The organism is Flindersiella endophytica, assembly GCF_054779015.1.
The window spans coordinates 868940-887560 of record NZ_BAAGYY010000009.1; the positions used below are offsets into that span (position 1 = coordinate 868940).

The 18621-nt window shown below is 69.6% G+C and carries 19 protein-coding genes and 1 pseudogene; 13 read left to right on the forward strand and 7 right to left on the reverse strand.

Annotated elements, in window-relative coordinates; translation table 11 throughout:
- Positions 1-74: 74 nt before the first annotated feature.
- On the forward strand, positions 75-785 hold the full coding sequence (locus tag ACYVF6_RS09230) for a LemA family protein (RefSeq protein ID WP_460518585.1): 711 nt from the start codon (positions 75-77) through the stop codon (positions 783-785).
- Positions 786-948: 163 nt separating this feature from the next.
- On the opposite strand, the pseudogene ACYVF6_RS09235 reads toward ACYVF6_RS09230, so the two are convergent.
- Positions 949-1320: pseudogene (locus tag ACYVF6_RS09235) on the reverse strand (DedA family protein); the annotation flags it as partial.
- Positions 1321-1576: 256 nt separating this feature from the next.
- On the opposite strand from ACYVF6_RS09235, the gene ACYVF6_RS09240 reads away from it, so the two are divergent.
- The 3 genes from ACYVF6_RS09240 to ACYVF6_RS09250 all read left to right on the forward strand — a co-directional run bounded on the left by ACYVF6_RS09240 (position 1577) and on the right by ACYVF6_RS09250 (position 3837).
- Positions 1577-2185, forward strand: a complete 609-nt coding sequence (locus tag ACYVF6_RS09240; protein ID WP_460519419.1) for a TrmH family RNA methyltransferase — start codon at positions 1577-1579, stop codon at positions 2183-2185.
- Between the two features lie 114 nt (positions 2186-2299).
- Positions 2300-2647, forward strand: coding sequence for a YciI family protein (locus tag ACYVF6_RS09245; protein WP_460518587.1), 348 nt, complete (start codon positions 2300-2302; stop codon positions 2645-2647).
- Positions 2641-3837 carry an RNA polymerase sigma factor gene (locus ACYVF6_RS09250; protein WP_460518590.1) on the forward strand — a complete coding sequence of 399 codons (1197 nt, stop codon included), beginning with the start codon at positions 2641-2643 and terminating at the stop codon, positions 3835-3837. The genes ACYVF6_RS09245 and ACYVF6_RS09250 overlap by 7 nt, the downstream gene beginning before the upstream one ends.
- On the opposite strand, the gene ACYVF6_RS09255 is transcribed toward ACYVF6_RS09250, so the two are convergent.
- A complete protein-coding gene (locus ACYVF6_RS09255; protein ID WP_460518593.1) occupies positions 3834-4613 on the reverse strand; it encodes an HAD-IIA family hydrolase in 780 nt (259 codons plus the stop codon). The two genes, ACYVF6_RS09250 and ACYVF6_RS09255, sit on opposite strands and share 4 nt — an antisense overlap.
- Before the next feature lie 657 nt (positions 4614-5270).
- Between ACYVF6_RS09255 and ACYVF6_RS09260 the strand changes: the two genes are divergently transcribed.
- Positions 5271-5984 carry an ANTAR domain-containing protein gene (locus tag ACYVF6_RS09260; protein ID WP_460518596.1) on the forward strand — a complete coding sequence of 238 codons (714 nt, stop codon included), beginning with the start codon at positions 5271-5273 and terminating at the stop codon, positions 5982-5984.
- 16 nt (positions 5985-6000) lie between these two features.
- On the opposite strand, the gene ACYVF6_RS09265 is transcribed toward ACYVF6_RS09260, so the two are convergent.
- Both ACYVF6_RS09265 and ACYVF6_RS09270 read right to left on the reverse strand, forming a co-directional pair.
- Entirely contained in the window at positions 6001-6753 is a 753-nt protein-coding gene (locus tag ACYVF6_RS09265) for an rRNA adenine N(6)-methyltransferase family protein (protein ID WP_460518599.1), read from the reverse strand.
- A 322-nt stretch (positions 6754-7075) separates the two neighbouring features.
- Positions 7076-8119 (reverse strand): SIS domain-containing protein, encoded by a 1044-nt coding sequence (locus ACYVF6_RS09270; protein ID WP_460518602.1) that lies wholly within the window; start codon positions 8117-8119, stop codon positions 7076-7078.
- A 141-nt stretch (positions 8120-8260) separates the two neighbouring features.
- Between ACYVF6_RS09270 and ACYVF6_RS09275 the strand changes: the two genes are divergently transcribed.
- From ACYVF6_RS09275 to ACYVF6_RS09285, 3 genes are all read left to right on the forward strand, one after another.
- Positions 8261-9034, forward strand: coding sequence for a GntR family transcriptional regulator (locus tag ACYVF6_RS09275; protein WP_460518605.1), 774 nt, complete (start codon positions 8261-8263; stop codon positions 9032-9034).
- Positions 9035-9139: 105 nt separating this feature from the next.
- The gene (gene fbaA / locus ACYVF6_RS09280) at positions 9140-10165 is read left to right on the forward strand and encodes a class II fructose-bisphosphate aldolase (RefSeq protein WP_460518608.1); all 1026 of its coding nucleotides are present in this window, start codon (positions 9140-9142) and stop codon (positions 10163-10165) included.
- Positions 10166-10455: 290 nt separating this feature from the next.
- Entirely contained in the window at positions 10456-10872 is a 417-nt protein-coding gene (locus tag ACYVF6_RS09285; protein ID WP_460518611.1) for a DUF3151 domain-containing protein, read from the forward strand.
- Positions 10873-10876: 4 nt separating this feature from the next.
- Here the strand turns inward: ACYVF6_RS09285 and ACYVF6_RS09290 are convergent, their stop codons facing one another.
- Positions 10877-11212, reverse strand: a complete 336-nt coding sequence (locus ACYVF6_RS09290; RefSeq protein ID WP_460518614.1) for a putative quinol monooxygenase — start codon at positions 11210-11212, stop codon at positions 10877-10879.
- Between the two features lie 57 nt (positions 11213-11269).
- Positions 11270-12256 carry a diacylglycerol/lipid kinase family protein gene (locus ACYVF6_RS09295; protein WP_460518618.1) on the reverse strand — a complete coding sequence of 329 codons (987 nt, stop codon included), beginning with the start codon at positions 12254-12256 and terminating at the stop codon, positions 11270-11272.
- A 285-nt stretch (positions 12257-12541) separates the two neighbouring features.
- Here ACYVF6_RS09295 and ACYVF6_RS09300 point away from each other — a divergent pair, with 285 nt between their 5' ends.
- From ACYVF6_RS09300 to ACYVF6_RS09315, 4 genes are all read left to right on the forward strand, one after another.
- Positions 12542-13825: an adenylosuccinate synthetase gene (locus tag ACYVF6_RS09300; RefSeq protein ID WP_460518621.1), complete on the forward strand. Its 1284-nt coding sequence runs from the start codon at positions 12542-12544 to the stop codon at positions 13823-13825.
- A gap of 106 nt (positions 13826-13931) precedes the next feature.
- A complete protein-coding gene (locus tag ACYVF6_RS09305) occupies positions 13932-15038 on the forward strand; it encodes a hypothetical protein (RefSeq protein ID WP_460518623.1) in 1107 nt (368 codons plus the stop codon).
- Positions 15035-15664, forward strand: a complete 630-nt coding sequence (locus ACYVF6_RS09310) for a class F sortase (protein WP_460518626.1) — start codon at positions 15035-15037, stop codon at positions 15662-15664. Before ACYVF6_RS09305 ends, ACYVF6_RS09310 begins: the two co-directional genes overlap by 4 nt.
- 2 nt (positions 15665-15666) lie before the next feature.
- Positions 15667-16095: a PIN domain-containing protein gene (locus ACYVF6_RS09315; RefSeq protein WP_460518628.1), complete on the forward strand. Its 429-nt coding sequence runs from the start codon at positions 15667-15669 to the stop codon at positions 16093-16095.
- Here the strand turns inward: ACYVF6_RS09315 and ACYVF6_RS09320 are convergent.
- On the reverse strand, positions 16083-17270 hold the full coding sequence (locus ACYVF6_RS09320) for a low temperature requirement protein A (RefSeq protein WP_460518631.1): 1188 nt from the start codon (positions 17268-17270) through the stop codon (positions 16083-16085). The two genes, ACYVF6_RS09315 and ACYVF6_RS09320, sit on opposite strands and share 13 nt — an antisense overlap.
- Positions 17271-17317: 47 nt before the next feature.
- On the opposite strand from ACYVF6_RS09320, the gene purD reads away from it, so the two are divergent.
- On the forward strand, positions 17318-18580 hold the full coding sequence (purD, locus tag ACYVF6_RS09325; RefSeq protein ID WP_460518634.1) for a phosphoribosylamine--glycine ligase: 1263 nt from the start codon (positions 17318-17320) through the stop codon (positions 18578-18580).
- Positions 18581-18621: the final 41 nt, after the last annotated feature.

Sequence of the window (18621 nt, forward strand, 5' to 3'; positions counted from 1 at the left end):
GCTGGGTGAGCGGCGGCGACGCCAGGGCCTCTATGATCCCCAGGACCGGACAACAACCAGCGGAGGGGTTCCGCGTGAGCGCCATCATCATCCTCGCCGTCGTGATCGGTGTCATCGCCGTTCTGATCGTGCTGGGCGTCATCGTGTCGTACAACCGCTTCATCAGCCAGCGCAACCTCGTGCAGGAGTCCTGGCGGCAGATCGACGTCGAGCTGCACCGAAGGTACGACCTGATCCCCAACCTGGTCGAGACCGCGAAGGCGTACGCCCAGCACGAGCGCGCGGTCTTCGAGGAGGTCACCCGGCAACGCGCCGCGGCGACGTCCGGCGACAGCGCGAACCTCGCCCAGCGGGCCCAGCAGGAGTCAGCGCTGTCCGGTGCGCTGCGACAGCTGTTCGCCGTCTCGGAGAACTACCCCCAGCTGCAGTCGAACCAGAACTTCCTGGCGCTGCAGCAGCAGCTGGCCGAGACCGAGGACCGGATCGCGGCTGGGCGCCGGTTCTACAACGCCAACGTGCGGGCCTACAACACGCGGGTCGAGGCGTTCCCGTCGAACCTCATCGCCGGTCAGTTCAAGTTCGCCAAGGCGGAGTACTTCGAGGTCGAGGAGGCGCAGGTGCGCGCGGCGCCCGCGGTCGACTTCAGCGGGCTGAGCGGTGGTGCCCAGGCTCCTCAGCCTCAGCAGCCTGGTCAGCTCGGTCAGGGCCAGTACCAGCAGCCGTACCCTCCGCAGACCCAGGCGCAGGGTCAGCCGCAGCCGAAGCAGCAGTATCCGCCCCAGTAGCCGGCCCCGCAGCCGAAGCGGCGGAACCACGCCGGCGCTGCCGCAGCCAGCCACGCAGGCCTTCGAACGCGATCGGGAGCACCGACACCAGCGCGATCGCGATCGCCATCGCCTCGAGGTTGTTCTTGATGAACTCGACCTGCCCGAGGTAGTAGCCCGCGATCGTGACGCCGGAGCCCCACAGCACGCCACCGATCGTGGTGTAGAAGGCGTACCGCCGAAAGTCCATCCGGCCGACGCCCGCGATCACGGTGATGAACGTACGAACGATCGGCACGAACCTCGCCAGCACGATCGCGCCCGGGCCGTACTTCTCGAAGAACCCGTGGGTCTTGTCGACGTACTCCCGCTTGAAGATCTTGGAGTTGGGCTTGTTGAAGATCGCCGGGCCGGAGCGATAGCCGATCCAGTAGCCGACCAGGTTGCCGATGCAGGCGACCACCGTCAGCAGGATGCACGCCAGCCACAGCGGCACGTCGATGAACCCGTGGGCGATGAACAGCCCGGCCGTGAACAGCAGCGAGTCGCCGGGCATGAAGAAACCGATCAGCAGCCCGCATTCGGCGAACACGATGACCAGCACGATCACAAAGGCGTACGGGCCGAAAGCATGGAGGATCTTCTCGGCGTCGAGCCAGTCGGGCAGCAGGGCCAGGTTCGTCGTGTGCGGCACGTCGGGGAGCCTATCGGTCGTAGTTGAGCGTGGGCTGTACGAGGATTGTGTAGTGGCTGAGCCTGATGAGAACGACTCCGACCCAGCGTTGGAGCCAGCGCTGGACCCGGCGCTGGATATGGCTGGCGTGGGCCCGTGGCAGGGTTCCTGGCCGGACGACCCACGATACGACCCGGAGCTGCTGCGGCACGGCGACCGGCGCAACGTGACCGATCGATATCGCTACTGGACGCTCGAGGCCGTCGTCGCCGACCTCGACCGGCGCAGGCACGAGTTCCACGTCGCGATCGAGAACTGGCAACACGACTTCAACATCGGCTCGGTCGTACGGACCGCGAACGCGTTCCTGGCCAAGGAGGTCCACATCGTCGGCCGCCGCCGCTGGAACCGCCGCGGCGCGATGGTGACCGATCGTTATCAGCACGTCCGGCATCACGCCGACGTGGCAGAGCTCGCGGGCTGGGCGCACGGGGAGGGGCTACCCGTGCTGGGCGTCGACAACCTGCCGGGGGCGGTGCCGCTGGAAACCTACGACCTGCCGCGCGCGTGCGTGCTGTTGTTCGGCCAGGAGGGCCCGGGCCTGTCGGAGGAGGCGCGCAAGCACTGTGATGCCGTGCTGTCGATCGCGCAGTTCGGCTCGACGCGTTCGATCAACGCGGGCGCGGCCGCCGCGATCGCGATGCACGCCTGGATCCGCCAGCACGCGGGCCCGGCTGATGCGGAATAAGCCGGGGGTGAAGCCGGAAAGAAAACCGGCGGAGGTGTCGATTTCGCGGGCCGCTGCTCGTCTTACTGCGACCGGTCCGGTCATGAGGCCATGAGAGGAGACGAGGAGACGACGATGAAATACATCATGCTGGTCTATCAAGGGGCCGCACTCGACAGCCAGGCTGAGCTCTCCGAGCAGGAGCAGAAGCAGGTCTACGCCGACTACCAGGGGATCAGCCAGACGCCGGGTGTCACCACCGGACCGCCGATGGGCCACCCCCAGAACGCCACCACCGTACGGGTCGAAGGTGGCAGGACGATCACGACCGACGGCCCGTTCGTCGGCATGAAGGAAGCCGTCGGCAGCTATTTCGTCCTGGAGGCCGACGACCTCGACGCGGCCATCGAGCTGGCCGCGCGCGTCCCGGCGGCCCGGCACGGTGGTGCCGTCGAGATCCGCCCTTCGGAGGTGTATTGGTAGCCACCCTCGACGAGGTCTTCCGCGAGGAGTGGGGCCGTGTCCTCGCCACGCTGATCGGGTTCCTCGGCGACTTCGACCTCGCCGAGGAAGCCGCTCAGGAGGCGTTCGCCATCGCTGCCGACCGCTGGCCGCGCGACGGCGTACCGGACAACCCGCGCGCCTGGCTGATGCGGACGGCCCGCAACCGCGCCACCGACCGGATCCGCCGCGAGCGGGCGCTCGCCGGCAAGTTCGGCCTGCTCGTCGCTCCCGACAGCGCGGAGATGCCGATGGACTCCACCACGTTTCCCGACGAGCGCCTCGAGCTCGTCTTCACCTGCTGCCACCCGGCGCTGGCGATCGAGGCGCAAGTCGCGCTCACCCTGCGTACCCTCGGCGGGCTGACCACCGACGAGATCGCCCGCGCCTTCCTCGTACCCGAGCGCACGATGGCGCAGCGGCTGGTGCGGGCCAAACGCAAGATCAGGGCGGCGAGGATCCCGTTCCGGGTGCCGCCGGACCACCTGCTCCGCGAGCGTCTCGACGCTGTTCTCGCCGTCGTCTACCTGATCTTCAACGAGGGCTACGGCGGCCGCGACGAGCTCGCGGCCGAGGCTATCTGGCTGGGGCACGCGCTGACCGAGCTGCTCCCGGACGACCCGGAAGCCCGCGGGCTGCTCGCGATGATGCTCCTGCACGACTCCCGCCGCGAGGCCCGGTTCAGCGGCGGCGAGCTGGTGCTGCTCGCCGATCAGGATCGGTCGCGGTGGGACGTTGCGCAGGTCGCGGCTGGTCGGGCAGAGCTGGATCGGGCGATCGCGCTTGGTGGGCGGGGGCCGTACGTTCTGCAGGCGGCGATCGCTTCGCTGCATGCCGAGGTGCCGTGTGACTGGTCGCAGGTCGCGATGCTGTACGAGGAGCTGTTCCGGCTGACGGGCTCGCCGGTGGTGGAGCTGAACCGGGCGATCGCGGTGGCTGAGGTCGACGGGCCGGAGGCGGGGCTGCGGATCGTCGACGGGCTCGGGCTGGAGGATTTCCGTTACCTGCACTCGACCCGGGCGGAGCTGTTGCGGCGCCTGGGCCGCACTGAGCAGGCCCGTGTCGCGTATCGGCGGGCGCGGGATCTCACCGACGATGGTGCCGAGCGTCGTTTCCTCGAACGCCGGCTGACCGAACTCGCGACCGGCGAAGGGCCAGGAGATGCGCCCTAGATCTCGTCGATCAGATCCGCTACGGAGTCGACGACGCGCGACGGCTGGTACGGGAAGCGCGCGACCTCGTGGCTCCGGGTGACGCCGGACAGGACGAGATAGGTGTAGAGGCCGGCCTCGATCCCCGAGATGACGTCGGTGTCCATCCGGTCGCCGATCATGGCGGTGCTCTCGGAGTGGGCTTCCAGACGGTTCAGGCCGCTACGCATCATCAGCGGATTCGGCTTGCCGACGAAGTACGGCTCGACGCCGGTCGCCTTCGTGATCAGCGCGGCCACCGCGCCGCAGGCCGGCAGCGGTCCCTCGGGCGACGGTCCGACCGAGTCGGGGTTGGTGGCGATGAAGCGGGCGCCCGCGTCGACCAGACGGATCGCGGTCGTGATCGCGCTGAAGCTGTAGGTGCGAGTCTCGCCGAGCACGACGTAGTCGGGCTTGCGGTCGGTCAGGACGTACCCGATGCTGTGCAGCGCCGTGGTGAGCCCGGCCTCGCCGATGACGAACGCGGACCCGTGCGGCGCCTGATCCTCGAGGAACTTCGCGGTCGCGAGCGCCGACGTCCAGATCGACTCCTCCGGGACGTCGAGCCCGGTCGCGAGCAGCCGGGCGCGCAGGTCGCGTGCGGTGTAGATCGAGTTGTTGGTGAGGACGAGGAAGCTCTTGCCCGACTCACGCAGGCGTTTGACGAACTCCGGCGCTCCGGGCACGGGGTTGCCCTCGCTGACGAGCACGCCGTCCATGTCGGCCAGCCAGCTCTCGATCGGTTTGCGTTCGGACACCTCGCCCACCTCCTGCCGCGTCAACCTACCCGCAGCAGAAGGACAGCACGCAAACGGAGGGCGTCAGCCGGCGTGCGAAGGGCCTCCTCGAGCCGACGTGGGGGCAGGGCGACCAAACCCGAGGAGACCCAGTCCGGTGGACACCGCGACGGGAGTAGCACTCCCGACTCGGCAGGCGAGAGCCGGGACAGGCGGTCACCCCCCTCCTGTGACCGCCAATCCCGCCACGGTAGAGCTGCTTCATCAAGGAACGACGACAAAAGTCGCGAAACTCGTCGAAGTCATCGAGAGGCGCCGGTCAGCGCCGTCGCGCGACTCGACAAGCCACCATTGAAAAAACAACCAACTCCCCGGACGCACACCTGGCACTTCATGACATGAGGCCAAGGTCTGGGGCTCCACAGGGGCGCACAACTTACGCACGCACCGTCCCGTGATCTTAGTAGCTGCGACGCGTCAAGGGAAGCCGTCTGCCCAAATAACACAGGACGCGAAGATCGTGCCAAGATAGAACCTTGCCGTAGGCACTCGACGCAGCAGGATTTCCGACCCGGCTCGACACTTCTCAGCGTGTTGAGTGTGGTGGCCGGTATCCAGGGCAGTGCGAATTCGTTGGGGCTTCCAAGAGGCTTCGGTGGGGGAAACTGAGGAGCGGGCATGTCTCGTGAGCAGGGCCTGGCTCAGGCATTCGTCGAACTGGCGGATGCGCGAAATGCCGGGTTCGACGACATCTACTTCATGAATGTCCTGGCCCGGCATTGTGTCGACCTGGTCGGCTGGCCGGCGGTCGCCGTCCTGCTGGCCGACGAGCACCACGTTCTCCACGTGGCGGCGACCTGGCCGGGAGACTTGCTGGCGACCGCGCTGGAGCATCCGAACGAGGACGGCCCGTGCGGCGACTCCTACCGCGGCGGCACACCGGTCCGGCTCGACCTCGCGGGATCCGGCCAGCCGTCCCGGTTCGCGCGGGAGGCGGGCGACGCCGGCTTCACCACCGTCTACGCGTTTCCACTGCAGTGGCGGGACGACAGCATCGGCTCGTACGCCCTGTTCACCGAGCAGTCCGAACCTCCCGAGCCGGAGAACTTCGACCTGGTCCAGGCGCTCGCGGAGGCGGCGACGATCACGATCCTGCGCCGGCGCGAGCTCGACCGGGCCGAGATGCTCGCGCAGCAGTTGCAGGGCGCGCTCAACAGCCGCGTCGTGATCGAGCAGGCCAAGGGGATCCTCGCCGAACGCGGGCACCTCGACATGGAGGGCGCGTTCGACGTCCTGCGGTCGTACGCCCGCAAGAACCGGACCCGGCTCGCCGTCGTCGCCGAGGAGATCGTGGAGGGGCGGATCCGGCCCGAGCAGCTGCTCGCCGGCTGAGCCGGATCGCCAACGGCTACGTCTCCTTGACGAGCTCGGCCCACTCATCCACGGCGAGCATCGGCCCCCGCCCGCGATAAGCCGACGTGAGGAGCCTTCGCAGGCTGCGCTGACGGTGTGGGCTGGACAGGCCCGGCCGCGTCCGGATCCGGAGCTGCGCGCAGTCGACGGCAGGTTCCGGCTTGAACAATCGGGCGGGTATGCGCCGGACCAGCCGGAACTCGTAACGGCTGGCCCACCAGGCGACCTCGAGGTCGCGTGGCACGGCGGCGGTCATGCGTTTGGCGAATCCCCATTCGAGGATCAGATCCGCCGCGTAGATACTGCTGCGTTCGGAGTCGAACAGCCGGCGGAACAGGTGCGTCGAGAGATCGAACGGAAGGCTGGCGACCACCTGGTAGGGGCGGCGTGGGAGCGGTACGTCGCGCAGGTCCGCCTCGATGATGCGGACGTTCGGCCGGTCGCCGAAGCGGCTTCGCAGCCGGCGGACGAATCCCGGGTCGCGTTCGATGGCCAGCACCCGCGCGCCGGAGTCGGCGAGCGCGCCGGTCAGCGTGCCAGGGCCGGCGCCCAGGTCCAGCACGAGCGTGCCCGGACCCGTGCCGGCCTCCTCGACGATGCCGCGGACCAGGCGAGGTGCCCTGAGCAGATGGATTCCGGAATGGTTGGGACGGGAGGTGCGTTGCGGGCGTCCCGGCGAACGCTTGGGCGCGTCGCGGTACGGCGGGCGCTGGGGATGTTGCGGGCGTGACTGTTTGCGAGCAGACATGCTGCGACCTCGAAGACATGGGAGGTGAACGGGGGCAGTCGAACTGGCCCCGCCGAGGTCGCAAGTGGGGGTTCCAGGGATCGTTCCCTGGGGAAGCACAACGAAGGTCAGAGGCGAAAAACGCTGCGTGAGCAGGGCTTGGCTATGACCTTCGCGAAGCGGTGGCTCGCGCGGGACCTAGATGGCCGCGCGGATCCGGGGGCGCTTCACCTGAAACTGCGAACAGCAGCGGGCCAGAATGCCCGCGCTGTCTATGTTTGCTGCTCCCATGGGCGCCAGCGTACCTGCTGACGCCCGGGAGTGTCATGCCGGTTTTGCGTGGTTACTGCTGGTCGGTCTGGGTGATCTTGGACAGCCCGCGCGGCGCGTCCGGGTCGAGGCCGAGCCGGCGGGCGAGCTCCTCGACCATCAGCTGTCCCGGCACCACCGTGGCCAGGGGCGCGACGGCCTCCGTCAGGTCCGGCCCGGGCACCGACAGCGTGCACGCGGCCGCGAAGTCGGCGTCTCCGCCGATGCCGATCGTGAGCGCGCCCCGCTGGCGCAGCTCGCCCGCGACCTCGGTCAGGCCTCCGCGTACCGGCCCGTCCTTGGGTGCGACGACCACCGCCGCGATCTCGGAGTCGACGACGGCGATCGGGCCGTGCTTGAGGTCGGCGTAGGAGAGCCCGCGTACCGGCCGCAGGCAGGTCTCCTCGAGCTTCAGCGCGACCTCCAGCGCGGTGCCGAACAGCAGCCCGCGCCCGGAGACCAGCGTCTCCGGCCGGTCGACCAGCGCGGCCGCGGCCTTCTCGATCCCGGACCGCTCCGCGACCAGCCGCGCCATCTCGCCCGGCACCCGGGCCAGCTCCTCGTCCAGGTGGCCGAGCTCCGGGCTCAGCGCGGTCGCCAGCATCACCATCGCGGCCAGCTGCGTGGTGTAGGTCTTGGTGGCCGGCACAGCCAGCTCCTGCCCGGCGTACGTCACCAGCGGCAGGTCAGCCGCCCGCGCCAGCGAGCTCCCGCCGTCGTTGGTCACCGCGACGGTCCGCGCGCCGTGCGAGGTCGCCCACTCCATCGTCTCGACGATCTCGCGGGTCTCGCCCGATTGGGAGACGCAGACGACCAGCGCGTCCGACAGGTCGAGCTTGGCGTGGTAGAGCGTCGCGATCGACGGCGCGGCCAGGGCACCCAGCCGGCCGGCGTGCGTCTCGACGAGGTAGCGCCCGTAGACGCAGGCGTTGTCCGACGATCCACGCGCGACGAACAGGACCTGCCTGCTGCGCTCGGCGAGTTTGGTGAGCTCGGGACGCAGCGGTCGCATCGCGTCGAGCGTGCGCGCGACGGCTTCGGGCTGTTCGGCGATCTCGGACGCCATCTGGGTGGTCATGCGGGTGCCTCCGCAGGTCGCTCGTAGGTCTCTGGTGAGTCTGTCCCGAACACCGTCCGACGCTTGCACCCTTGCGCGGCGTCGGCCGCCGTGCTGGCTCGGTGTAGTTTCCGGGGGGAAGGTACCCGTATCGTTCGGACCGTGTCGAGACCTACGCAGCGGCGACTGGTCGTGACAGACGGTCCGGTTCCCAAGCATGTCCAGCTTCGCCAGATCTTGGAGTCGCTGGTCACCGAGGATCTGACGCCTGACGCACCGATCCCGTCCGAGCGTGAGCTGATGGCAGAGTACGGCGTGTCCCGCATGACGGTACGCCAGGCGATCGGCCAGCTCGTGCTGGAGGGTCGGCTGCACCGGGTCCGCGGCAAGGGCACGTTCGTCGCGCCTCCGAAGGTCGACTCCATGCTCGAGCTGACCTCGTTCACCGAAGACATGCGCCGGCGTGGCCACGAGCCGGCCACGGTCATCCTGCGTTCGGTCGAGCTGGAACCGCCGCCGGAGGTACGCCGGGCGCTCAACCTCACGCCCGCCCAGACGGCCTACCGCATCGAGCGGCTGCGGTTGGCCGACGGCATCCCGATGGCGCTGGAGAACGGCTGGTACGTCGCCGAGCCGATGCCCGGCCTGCTCGACCGTGACCTGGCCGGCTCGCTCTACACCCTGTTCGCGCGGACCTACGGCGTGGTGATCGACGCGGCGAAGCAGACGCTGCGCTCGGAGATCGCCGACGCCCAGACCGCGCGGATCCTCGGCGTCGCGATGGGTGCGCCGCTGCTCGTGCTGGAGCGCACGTCGACGGCCGGTGGGCGGCCCGTGGAGCACATCACGTCGTGGTACCGCGGCGACCGCTACCAGGTGCATATCGACCTCGCCCGCGCCAGCGACGCGGGGCGCGTGCCGTGGCAGCAGCGCTAACGGCGATACTTGGTTCTCGACACTTGGGTTTCACACAGGGGGTATCAGGGCGACGACGCCCCCGGCCCTCGGACCAGATATCGCTTTCACACTGCAGGAGCGCCCATGCCTATTGCGACGCCAGAGGTCTACGGCGAGATGCTCGACCGCGCCAAGGCGGGCAAGTTCGCGTACCCCGCCATCAACGTGACCTCCTCCCAGACTCTGAACGCGGCGCTCAAGGGCTTCGCCGACGCCGAGAGTGACGGGATCGTGCAGGTCTCGACCGGCGGCGCGGAGTACCTCTCCGGCGCGTCGGTCAAGAGCATGGTCTCCGGCTCGCTGGCGTTCGCGGCATACGCTCGTGAGGTCGCGAAGAACTACCCCGTCAACATCGCCTTGCACACCGACCACTGCCCGAAGGACAAGCTCGACGGCTTCGTTCGCCCGCTGCTGGCCGCGTCGGCCGAGCGGGTGAAGGCCGGCGACGACCCGCTGTTCCAGTCGCACATGTGGGACGGCTCGGCCGTTCCGCTGGAGGAGAACCTCGAGATCGCCAAGGAGCTGCTGGCGCTGACCGCGGCCGCTCGCGTCGTCCTCGAGGTCGAGATCGGCGTCGTCGGCGGTGAGGAAGACGGCATCGTCGGCGCGATCGACGACAAGCTCTACACCACCGTCGGCGACGGCATGCGCACCGCCGAGGTCCTCGGGCTGGGCGAGCACGGCCGCTACATCACCGCGCTGACGTTCGGCAACGTGCACGGCGTCTACAAGCCGGGCAACGTCAAGCTGCGTCCGGAGATCCTGAAGGAGATCCAGGACGAGGTGGGGGCGAAGTACGGCAAGGAGAAGCCGTTCGACCTGGTGTTCCACGGCGGGTCCGGCTCGCTGCTGTCGGAGATCCAGTCGGCGGTCGACTACGGCGTGGTCAAGATGAACATCGACACCGACACCCAGTACGCCTTCACGCGCGCGGTCGCCGGGCACATGTTCAGCAACTACGACGGCGTGCTGAAGATCGACGGCGAGGTCGGCAGCAAGAAGGCCTACGACCCGCGGGCGTTCGGCAAGGCAGGCGAGGCGTCGATGGCGGCGCGCGTCGTCGAGGCGTGCGAGAACCTGCGCTCGGTGGGCACGTCGCTGTCCAAGTGACCTTCTTTCGTTCGGTTCCTGGTCGTGGGCGCGCCCTTTCCCGGGGTGCCCCCACGATTTGGTTGCGGAGCGTGTGGACGCGGTCTGTATTGGCAAGCGCTTGCCGGTTGCGAAGGGTGGTTGTCCGGATTCGGCCAACCGGCTTGGGAAATCGCTATCCTGCGCTCTTGCGCACGTTTCAACGTTTCCGCGAAACTGAACACACAGCAGCGGTGCTCCGGTAAATCGCGCAGGCGGTTTCGAGGAGGGGCACCGCTGCAGCCATTTCGGGGTCGGCCAAGATTGCCGTTATGACTTCGCAGAATCTGCTGGGCGGACCGCCTGAGACGTTGCTTCCCGAGGACGACGAGGCTCGGGCTCTGCTCGATGGTGGGGCGGACGCCGGGGATGTCGCCCGGGCGCATCCGACGTATTCGCTGGCGTGGGCGTTGCTGGCTGAGCGGGCGCTCGAGGCGGGGGAGGATCTGCCGGCGTACGCGTACGCGCGGGTGGGATATCACCGCGGGCTCGACGCTCTGCGCCGGAACGGGTGGCGGGGGCACGGGCCGGTGCCGTGGGAGCACGTGCCGAACCGCGGGTTCCTGCGGGCGCTCGGTGCCTTGTCGAAGGCCGCGACTCTCATCAGCGAGATCGAAGAGGCCGAGCGGTGCGCGACGTTCCTGGCCGACTCCAGTCCGGCTGCCGCCAAGGAGCTCGGGCTCGCCTGAGGCTTCAGCAGTGAGCTGACCCGCCGCCTTGCCGCTGGTGCGGTGCCGGATCGTGCCGATAGGTCTCGACTCGAGGTGGCTCGACCAGCAACCCGTGCCAGCGCCGCAGGTAGTCCTTCATCTCAGGATCGTTCTCGACCCGGGCCTGGTCGAGATCGTGGCTGTGCTGGTCGGCGTACTCGACCACCTCGACGAAGCGATCGGGGTCCGCGACATCCCACATCAGCCGGACCCGGATCCCGCCCGGCTGCTCGTAGAAGGGGATCGCCTCCCGCAGGAAGGCGACCAGATCGTCGCGCCGTCTCGGGGCCACACGCCCGCGCAGATGCAGTTCGATCATGCGGCCACGCTAGCCACCGATCGGCCCGGGTGACCCTCGGCTGGGCTTCCCGGTCGCTCAGGCGGGGACGATCATGCGGAGCCGGTGCGGTGCCACCGTCCAGGTGCAGCGTTGTTCGTAGCCGCCGGTCTTGCCGTCGGCGTTGAGCCAGAAGCGCTGGCCGGCAACTCGGACCTTCGACGCGCGGATGGTCACGGTGTCGGGACCGTCGATGCGGGCGAGGTGGTGGCGGCGCAGGGTGCGGGCGAAGCGGGTCAGGCGGCCCACCGCGAACTTCACGACGAGATCCATCTGGCCGTCGCACGGGTCGGCGCCGGGGGCTCTTGCCGTGCGGCCGGAGCCGGCGCGTGACGGGGTGTTGCTCACGTCGACCCAGAGCACTGGCTGGTCGAAGTCGGCGATCACTTCGCCGTCGGCCTCGATGAGGACGCGGAGGGGCTTGCTGCGCCGGTTGGCCGGGCGGCGGTCGCTGGTCGAGGACTCCGGAGCCCAGAGCCCGTGCAGCGCGTGGTCGGCGAGGTAGCTGAACCCGCCGTGTCCGCGTCCGCCCGCGGAGACGGTGACGCCCGCGCTGTTCGAGACGCCGGCCACCAGCTGGCCCAGCCATTCCTGGCCGGGAAGGCGGCCGGTACGCGCGCCCACGTGCACGGAGTTGACCAGGACGTCGCCACGGCAGTCCTGGATCAGGTCGAAGCGCCGCTCGGCGCCCCCGAGCACCACCCGGGCCGCCTCTTCGAGGTCGGTCGGGATGCCCGCGGCGGCGGCGAAGTCGTTGCGTCCCACCGGGAGCATGCCGAGGACGGCGTTGTCGAGCTCCATCCTGCGATGCAGTGCCGACACAGCCATGTGCAGCGACGCATCACCGCCCACGACCACCAGGCTGCGGGTGCCGCGGCGGTGCAACGCACCGTCGAGGTCGCCGGGCAGCGAGATCGGGACGAGCTGGACATCAGCCTTGGCGCGCAGGACATCGACGGCAGCGCGTACGCGATGGTCGTCCATGCCCCCGGCGTCGGCTCCTGTCACAACGAGCAGGGACTCCACGCCGGGCACATTACCCCCTTCGCTGTTCGACTAACAGCCTTTACGGACCCTGAACCATCCCCCAGGCGTGGTACGCGCCGATCCTGTCCGTTATCCGAATACGCCACGCTGTAGCGCTCTCAGGCCCCCTGACCAGCGTTCCAACGTCCGGCGACTACCCTGTGTTGGCGCGAAACTTGGCGCACAAAGGCTGGAAGCAGCGTCTGCAGGGAAGCCGAGGCATGCTTTGTAGCCCGGCAGCGGAGCCGTCCGATCGGCCCCGCCGCACCGGCGGAGAGGACATTCATGCCCGCGATCGTGCTCGTCGGCGCCCAGTGGGGCGACGAAGGCAAAGGCAAGGTCACCGACCTCTTAGGCAGCTCAGTCGACTACTGCGTTCGCTACCAGGGCGGCAACAACGCAGGCCACACGGTGGTCGTGGGCGACGAGTCCTACGCGCTGCACCTGCTCCCGTCCGGCATCATCACGCCCGACTGCGTGCCTGTGATCGGCAATGGCGTGGTCGTCGACCCGGCCGTGCTGTTCGAGGAGGTCTACGCGCTCGAGCAGCGTGGCGTGTCGTGTGAGCGCCTGCTGATCTCCGCGAACGCCCACCTGATCTCGCCCTACCACGTCACGCTCGACAAGGTCAGCGAGCGCTTTCTCGGCAAGAACCGCATCGGTACGACCGGCCGCGGCATCGGCCCGACGTACGCCGACAAGGTCAACCGCGTCGGCCTGCGGGTGCAGGACCTGTTCGACGCCGGCATCCTGAAGGCGAAGGTCGAGGGTGCGCTGGAGCAGAAGAACCAGCTGCTGGTCAAGGTCTACAACCGCCGTGGCGCCCAGGTCGACGAGGTCGTCGAGGAGCTGCTGTCGTACGCCGACCGGCTGCGCCCGCACGTCGCCGACACTTCGCTGGTGCTCAACCGCGCGCTCGCCGACGGCAAGGTCGTACTGCTGGAAGGCAGCCAGGGCACGCTGCTCGACGTCGACCACGGCACCTATCCGTTCGTGACGTCGTCGAACCCGACCGCCGGTGGCGCCGCGACCGGCTCGGGCATCGGGCCGACCCGGATCGACCGCGTGGTCGGCATCCTCAAGGCCTACACCACCCGCGTCGGCTCCGGGCCGTTCCCGACCGAACTGTTCGACGCCGACGGCGAGCACCTGCGCAAGGTCGGCGACGAGTACGGCGTGACCACAGGCCGGGCCCGCCGCTGCGGCTGGTTCGACGCGGTGATCGCGCGATACGCCAGCCGGGTCAACGGCTTCACCGACTACTTCCTCACCAAGCTCGACGTGCTGACCGGGTTCACCCGGGTGCCGGTGTGTGTGGCCTACGACGTCGACGGCGAACGGCACGACGAGATCCCGATGACGCAGACCGACTTCCACCACGCCCGGCCGGTCTACGAATACCTCGACGGCTGGTGGGAGGACATCTCCGAGTGCCGCGGCTTCGACGAGCTGCCGAAGAACGCGCAGCGCTACGTCAAGACGCTGGAGGAGATGATCGGCGTACCGATTTCGGGTGTTGGTGTCGGTCCGGATCGGGATGCGACGATTTCGCTGCGTTCTCTTCTTTAGGCTCATCGGGCCAGGTAAGGTCGCCGCAACGAGACCGTAACCCCGTGCCGGGGGCCTCGTTACTCCCAGTACCAAAAATGCTTTGCCAAGGGGAGGGGTCTTCGCCATGGGCGCGAAGAGGATTTTGGCGTTGGCCGGCGCCGCCGCGTTCACCGGTCTCGTCGGCCTGTCCACACCGAGCCTCGCAGCTGCGCCGGTCAGCCAGGCCACGGCGAGCGCACTGACCGTGAGCCTCGCCGGCCGATCCGCCGGGTCGGGCGAGTTCAAGGCCGTCTACAACGGCTCCGAGCTGGTCACCGAGGGCGAGAACGTCCCGAAGGTGCCCGCGCTGGAGAACCAGACCGCCGTCGTCGGCGGCGCGCTCGGCCAGGACGCCATCGCCTCGAGCGACGGCACCTCCGCGGCCTGCGCCGGCCTGGTCGCGCGCAACGGCACCGTAGAGCTCGGCCCGCACGGCAGCTGCCTGCCTGGCGGCCACGGCAAGGTCGAGCTCTCGCTCGGCACGCTCAGCGAGCTCGGCCTCGACGACCTGATCCGCGGCCTGCCCGAGACCCCCGACCTCCCGCTGCCCGACCTGCCAGGCATGGAGCTGCGGATCGTCGGCGACGCGATCTTCGCGCGCTGCTCGGCCGAGCCCGGCACGGCCGCCGGCTCGTCGTCGGTGGTCGACGCCGAGGTGGTCGCGATCGTCGACGGCCAGCGCATCCCGATCGCCGACATCCCGCCCGGTGGCCTGAGCCTCGGGCTCGACGACGTACTCGACAAGCTGCCGGAGATCCCGGGCCTGTCCGACCTGCTGAAGCAGCTCCCCACCGACCAGATTCCGGCCAACCTGCTGTCGATCTCGACCGGCGAGAAGTCCACGGGCAAGGGCAAGATCACCGTGACCGCACTGCGCGTCGCCGTCGTGCCCGAGACTTTGCTCGACGTCTCGGTCGGCAAGGTCACCTGCGGGCCGAACCGGAAGGTCGCCGGTGGCGGCACGCCGCCGAAGCCGACGCAAGCGCCGTCGCCGGGGCCTGCCTCGGTGCCGACATCCGTGCCGGCCGGGCTCGAGTCGCTGCCGGCCGGCGAGGCTCAGGCCGACAAGCCGCAGAGCTTCACGATCGCCGGCGTCGGCATCGGAGGCGCGGCGACGATCGCACTGTGCGGCCTGCTGCTCGGCGGTTACTTCCACCGGTTGCGTAAGCCCTCCCGGCAACCAGACGCATGAGCAACAGCCTGCTGCGCCGCCTCGGGGTGGCGCTGGGGGCCGGGCTGTTCGCGCTGCTGATCTGGTGGGGACCGCTCGCCGGAGGCAACGGCATCCACGCGAGGGCGAAGCCATCGGCGGCACCCACGTCACCCGCGCCGACGCACACCGTTCCTACGCTGCCCGCCGCCGCGCCAGCGCGGCTTCGGGTTCCCGCGCTGAAGATCGAGACCCGCGTCGTACCCGTGTCGCTCGGTGCGAGCCGCACCCTGCGCCCACCGCGCAGTGCGACGCTGGTCGGCTGGTGGTCGGGTGGCGCCAAGCCCGGCTCGCCGCGCGGCACCGTGCTGATCGCCGGCCACACCGTCCACACCGGCGGTGGCGTCCTCGACGACCTGCCGAAGCTGCGGAAGGGCGCGCTGATCGAGGTGCGCACGAGCAGCGGCCTGATGACCTACCGCACGACCTCGGTCGTGCGGTACGGCAAGGGCGAGCTGGCCAAGCACGCCGAGCAGGTGTTCAGCCAGCGCGTGCCGGCGCGGATCGCGGTCATCACCTGTGACGACTGGGACGGCCGGGAGTACCGCGCGAACGTCGTCGCGTACGGCGAGCCGGTGGCGGCCAAGCCCGCGGCGGCGGGAGGCTGAGCGTGACCGAGCCCGAGCTGCCTCCCGTGCTGCCGTTCCTGCTGGTCGTCGACGCGGCGAACGTCGTCGGCTCGGTTCCGGACGGATGGTGGCGGGACCGGGCGGGCGCGGCCGCCCGGCTGCGCGACGCGCTGACGCCGCTGGCCGGAACCGGGCTGCCCGAAGCCGAGGCGGCCGGGCCGATCGACGTCGTCCTGGTCGTCGAGGGGCAGGCGCGCGAGGTGCCGGGCACGCCTGCCGTCCCGGTGATCCCGGCCGAAAGCAACGGCGACGACACGATCGTCGAGCTGGTCAGCGCCGAGGCTCCCGAACGCGACCGGATCGTCGTGGTGACGGCCGACCGCGAGCTACGCCGCCGGGTCGAAGCCGTGGGCGCGGAGACGCTCGGCCCGCGCACGCTGCTCGACGCGCTCGAGCGTCAGGACCGTTGACTGGAGCGGATCTCCGCCCGAAGGTCGGCGTACTTCCGCGTCTCGTACGTCACCAGCACCGCCAGCACCACGGCCAGCGCGGCAACGGCGGCCAGCGCCGGCACCAGACCCGCGACCGGGATCAGTACGAGCAGGACGGCACCGGTGATCAGCCGCTGCACCTTCACCACGCCGAACATCCGCAGGCCGAACGCCGCATGCGCCAGCAGGTAGATCGCGGCGCCGCCGTACAGCGCGACCAGCCCGACGCCGTGCAGCGCCTCGGTCAGCGTGTGGTCGTCCGCGCCCGAGACGTACGACAGCACCTTCTTCAGCCCGAACGCCAGCAGCAGGATGCCCGCGACCAGAGGGAAGTGGAGGTATGTGTAGCCGTAGGTCGCCAGCACCGAGCGGTGGTCGCCGCGGGAGTGGGCCAGGACGTGCTCGGCCTGCAGTGCGGTTGTGTCGAAGTAGACCCACCACAGGCACGCGGCCACCGCGATCCCGCAGGCGGCCGCGGCGATGATCGGCCAGGAGATCGGCTCCTCGATCACGCCCACGCCGATCGACACGATCGACTCGCCCAGCGCGAGGATGATCACCAGGCCGTGGCGTTCGGCCCAGTGTGCCGCGGAGTTGACCCGCCAGCCGGCCGCGCCGTTGCGAGCGGTCCAGCCCCAGTCCAGCAGCAGGACGAGCGCCCACAGCCCGATCTGCACCCAGCCGTGAACGAACGCGGCGACGAACAACGGGATCGTCGCGACCGACATGACCAGCAGAGAGTTCTTGACCTGGCGCCGCAACGGCACGTCGCCCTCGGCCGCGAACCAGTAGACCAGCAGGTGCAGCAACCGGACCAGCAGGTAGCAGAACGCGAACACCAGCGGGCCGGGCAGCCCGCCGTCGATGTCGGCGAATGCCTCCGGCACGGTCAACGAGATGACGAACATCGTCGCCATCACCGTGAACAGCGCGAACCGCGGCACACCCTCGTCGATGTGCACGGTGTTGCCCAGCCAGGCGAACGCGCACCAGCACCACCACAGCAGGCCGAGCACGAGCAGGCCACGGACCAGCCCTTGGACGTCCTCGGTCTTGGTTATCAGTCCGACGACCTGCGTCACGGCGTAGACGAAGACCAGATCGAAGAACAACTCCAGCGGGGTGACGCGGGAGCCTTCTCGGCGTACCAGCATGCGGGGAGCGTGCACAGAGACCACGGGCGCATCATAGGGTCGCGGGCATGGACGTACTGGTTGTCGGTAACGGTGGGCGCGAGCACGCCCTCGTAGCGGCCCTCCGCCGCGACCCGGAAGTGGGCGCGCTGCATGCGGCGCCCGGCAACCCGGGCATGGCTGCTTCGGCCGAGCTGCACGAGCTCGATCTGACGGACATGACCGCGATCGCCGACCTCGCCGAGAAGCTCGCGGTCGACCTGGTCGTGGTCGGGCCGGAGGCGCCGCTGGTCGCCGGCGCCGCGGACGCCGTCCGCGGGCGAGGGATCGCGTGCTTCGGGCCGTCGGGCGCCTCGGCGCAGATCGAGGGCTCGAAGGCGTACGCGAAGAAGGTGATGGCCGCCGCCGGCGTGCCGACCGCGCGGTCGTATGTCTGCCGCACGCCGGCCGAGGCCGAGGAAGCGCTGGACGCGTTCGGCCCGCCGTACGTCGTGAAGGACGACGGCCTGGCCGCCGGCAAGGGCGTCGTCGTGACACCGGACCGCGCGGCGGCTCTCGAGCACGCTGCCGGCTGCGAGCAGGTCGTGATCGAGGAGTTCCTCGACGGGCCGGAGATCTCGCTGTTCGCGATCACCGACGGCACCACCGTGCTGCCCATGCTGCCCGCGCAGGACTTCAAGCGCGTGGGCGACAACGACGAGGGCCCGAACACCGGCGGGATGGGCGCGTACACGCCGCTGCCGTGGGCGCCCGCGTCCCTGGTGCCGGACGTGCTCGAACGCGTCGTCCAGCCGACGATCGACGAGCTGCGCAAGCAGGGTGCGCCGTTCAGCGGACTGCTGTACGTCGGGCTGGCGGTGACTTCCCGTGGCCTGCGGGTGGTGGAGTTCAACGCGCGCTTCGGCGACCCGGAGACGCAGGCGTTGCTGGCCTTGCTGCGTTCGCCGCTGGGCGTGGTGCTGTCGGCCGCCGCGAACGGGACGCTGGCCGAGGTGGGGCCGTTGCGCTGGCATTCCGGCTCGGCGGTGACCGTCGTCGTGGCGTCGTCCGGCTATCCGGAGTCTCCCCGCACGGGCGATGTGATCACTGGGCTGGACGCCGCGGGCGCGCGGGAAGGCGTGGAGGTGCTGCACGCCAGCACGGCCTTCGACGCCGCGGGCAACGTGGTGACGGCGGGCGGCCGCGTGCTCGCGGTGACCGCCGTGGGTGCGGACCTCGCCGAGGCCCGTGCCCGCGCCTACGAAGCAGTGGGTGACATCCACATCGACGGCGGCCACTTCCGCGGCGACATCGCGCTCAAGGCGGTCGAGGGCTCGGTCAGCTCGGCGTAGCCACCCGCTCTTCCGGGCGCTCGGCGGCTGGGTGGCGGTCG

Coding starts and splice junctions, on each gene's coding strand:
- ACYVF6_RS09240 (WP_460519419.1), top strand. CDS start 1,577: ATGGCTGGCGTGGGCCCGTGGCAGGGTTCCTGGCCGGACGACCCACGA.
- ACYVF6_RS09245 (WP_460518587.1), top strand. CDS start 2,300: ATGAAATACATCATGCTGGTCTATCAAGGGGCCGCACTCGACAGCCAG.
- ACYVF6_RS09260 (WP_460518596.1), top strand. CDS start 5,271: ATGTCTCGTGAGCAGGGCCTGGCTCAGGCATTCGTCGAACTGGCGGAT.
- ACYVF6_RS09265 (WP_460518599.1), bottom strand. CDS start 6,753: ATGTCTGCTCGCAAACAGTCACGCCCGCAACATCCCCAGCGCCCGCCG.
- ACYVF6_RS09270 (WP_460518602.1), bottom strand. CDS start 8,119: ATGACCACCCAGATGGCGTCCGAGATCGCCGAACAGCCCGAAGCCGTC.
- fbaA (WP_460518608.1), top strand. CDS start 9,140: ATGCCTATTGCGACGCCAGAGGTCTACGGCGAGATGCTCGACCGCGCC.
- ACYVF6_RS09285 (WP_460518611.1), top strand. CDS start 10,456: ATGACTTCGCAGAATCTGCTGGGCGGACCGCCTGAGACGTTGCTTCCC.
- ACYVF6_RS09290 (WP_460518614.1), bottom strand. CDS start 11,212: ATGATCGAACTGCATCTGCGCGGGCGTGTGGCCCCGAGACGGCGCGAC.
- ACYVF6_RS09300 (WP_460518621.1), top strand. CDS start 12,542: ATGCCCGCGATCGTGCTCGTCGGCGCCCAGTGGGGCGACGAAGGCAAA.
- ACYVF6_RS09305 (WP_460518623.1), top strand. CDS start 13,932: ATGGGCGCGAAGAGGATTTTGGCGTTGGCCGGCGCCGCCGCGTTCACC.
- ACYVF6_RS09310 (WP_460518626.1), top strand. CDS start 15,035: ATGAGCAACAGCCTGCTGCGCCGCCTCGGGGTGGCGCTGGGGGCCGGG.
- ACYVF6_RS09320 (WP_460518631.1), bottom strand. CDS start 17,270: ATGCTGGTACGCCGAGAAGGCTCCCGCGTCACCCCGCTGGAGTTGTTC.
- purD (WP_460518634.1), top strand. CDS start 17,318: ATGGACGTACTGGTTGTCGGTAACGGTGGGCGCGAGCACGCCCTCGTA.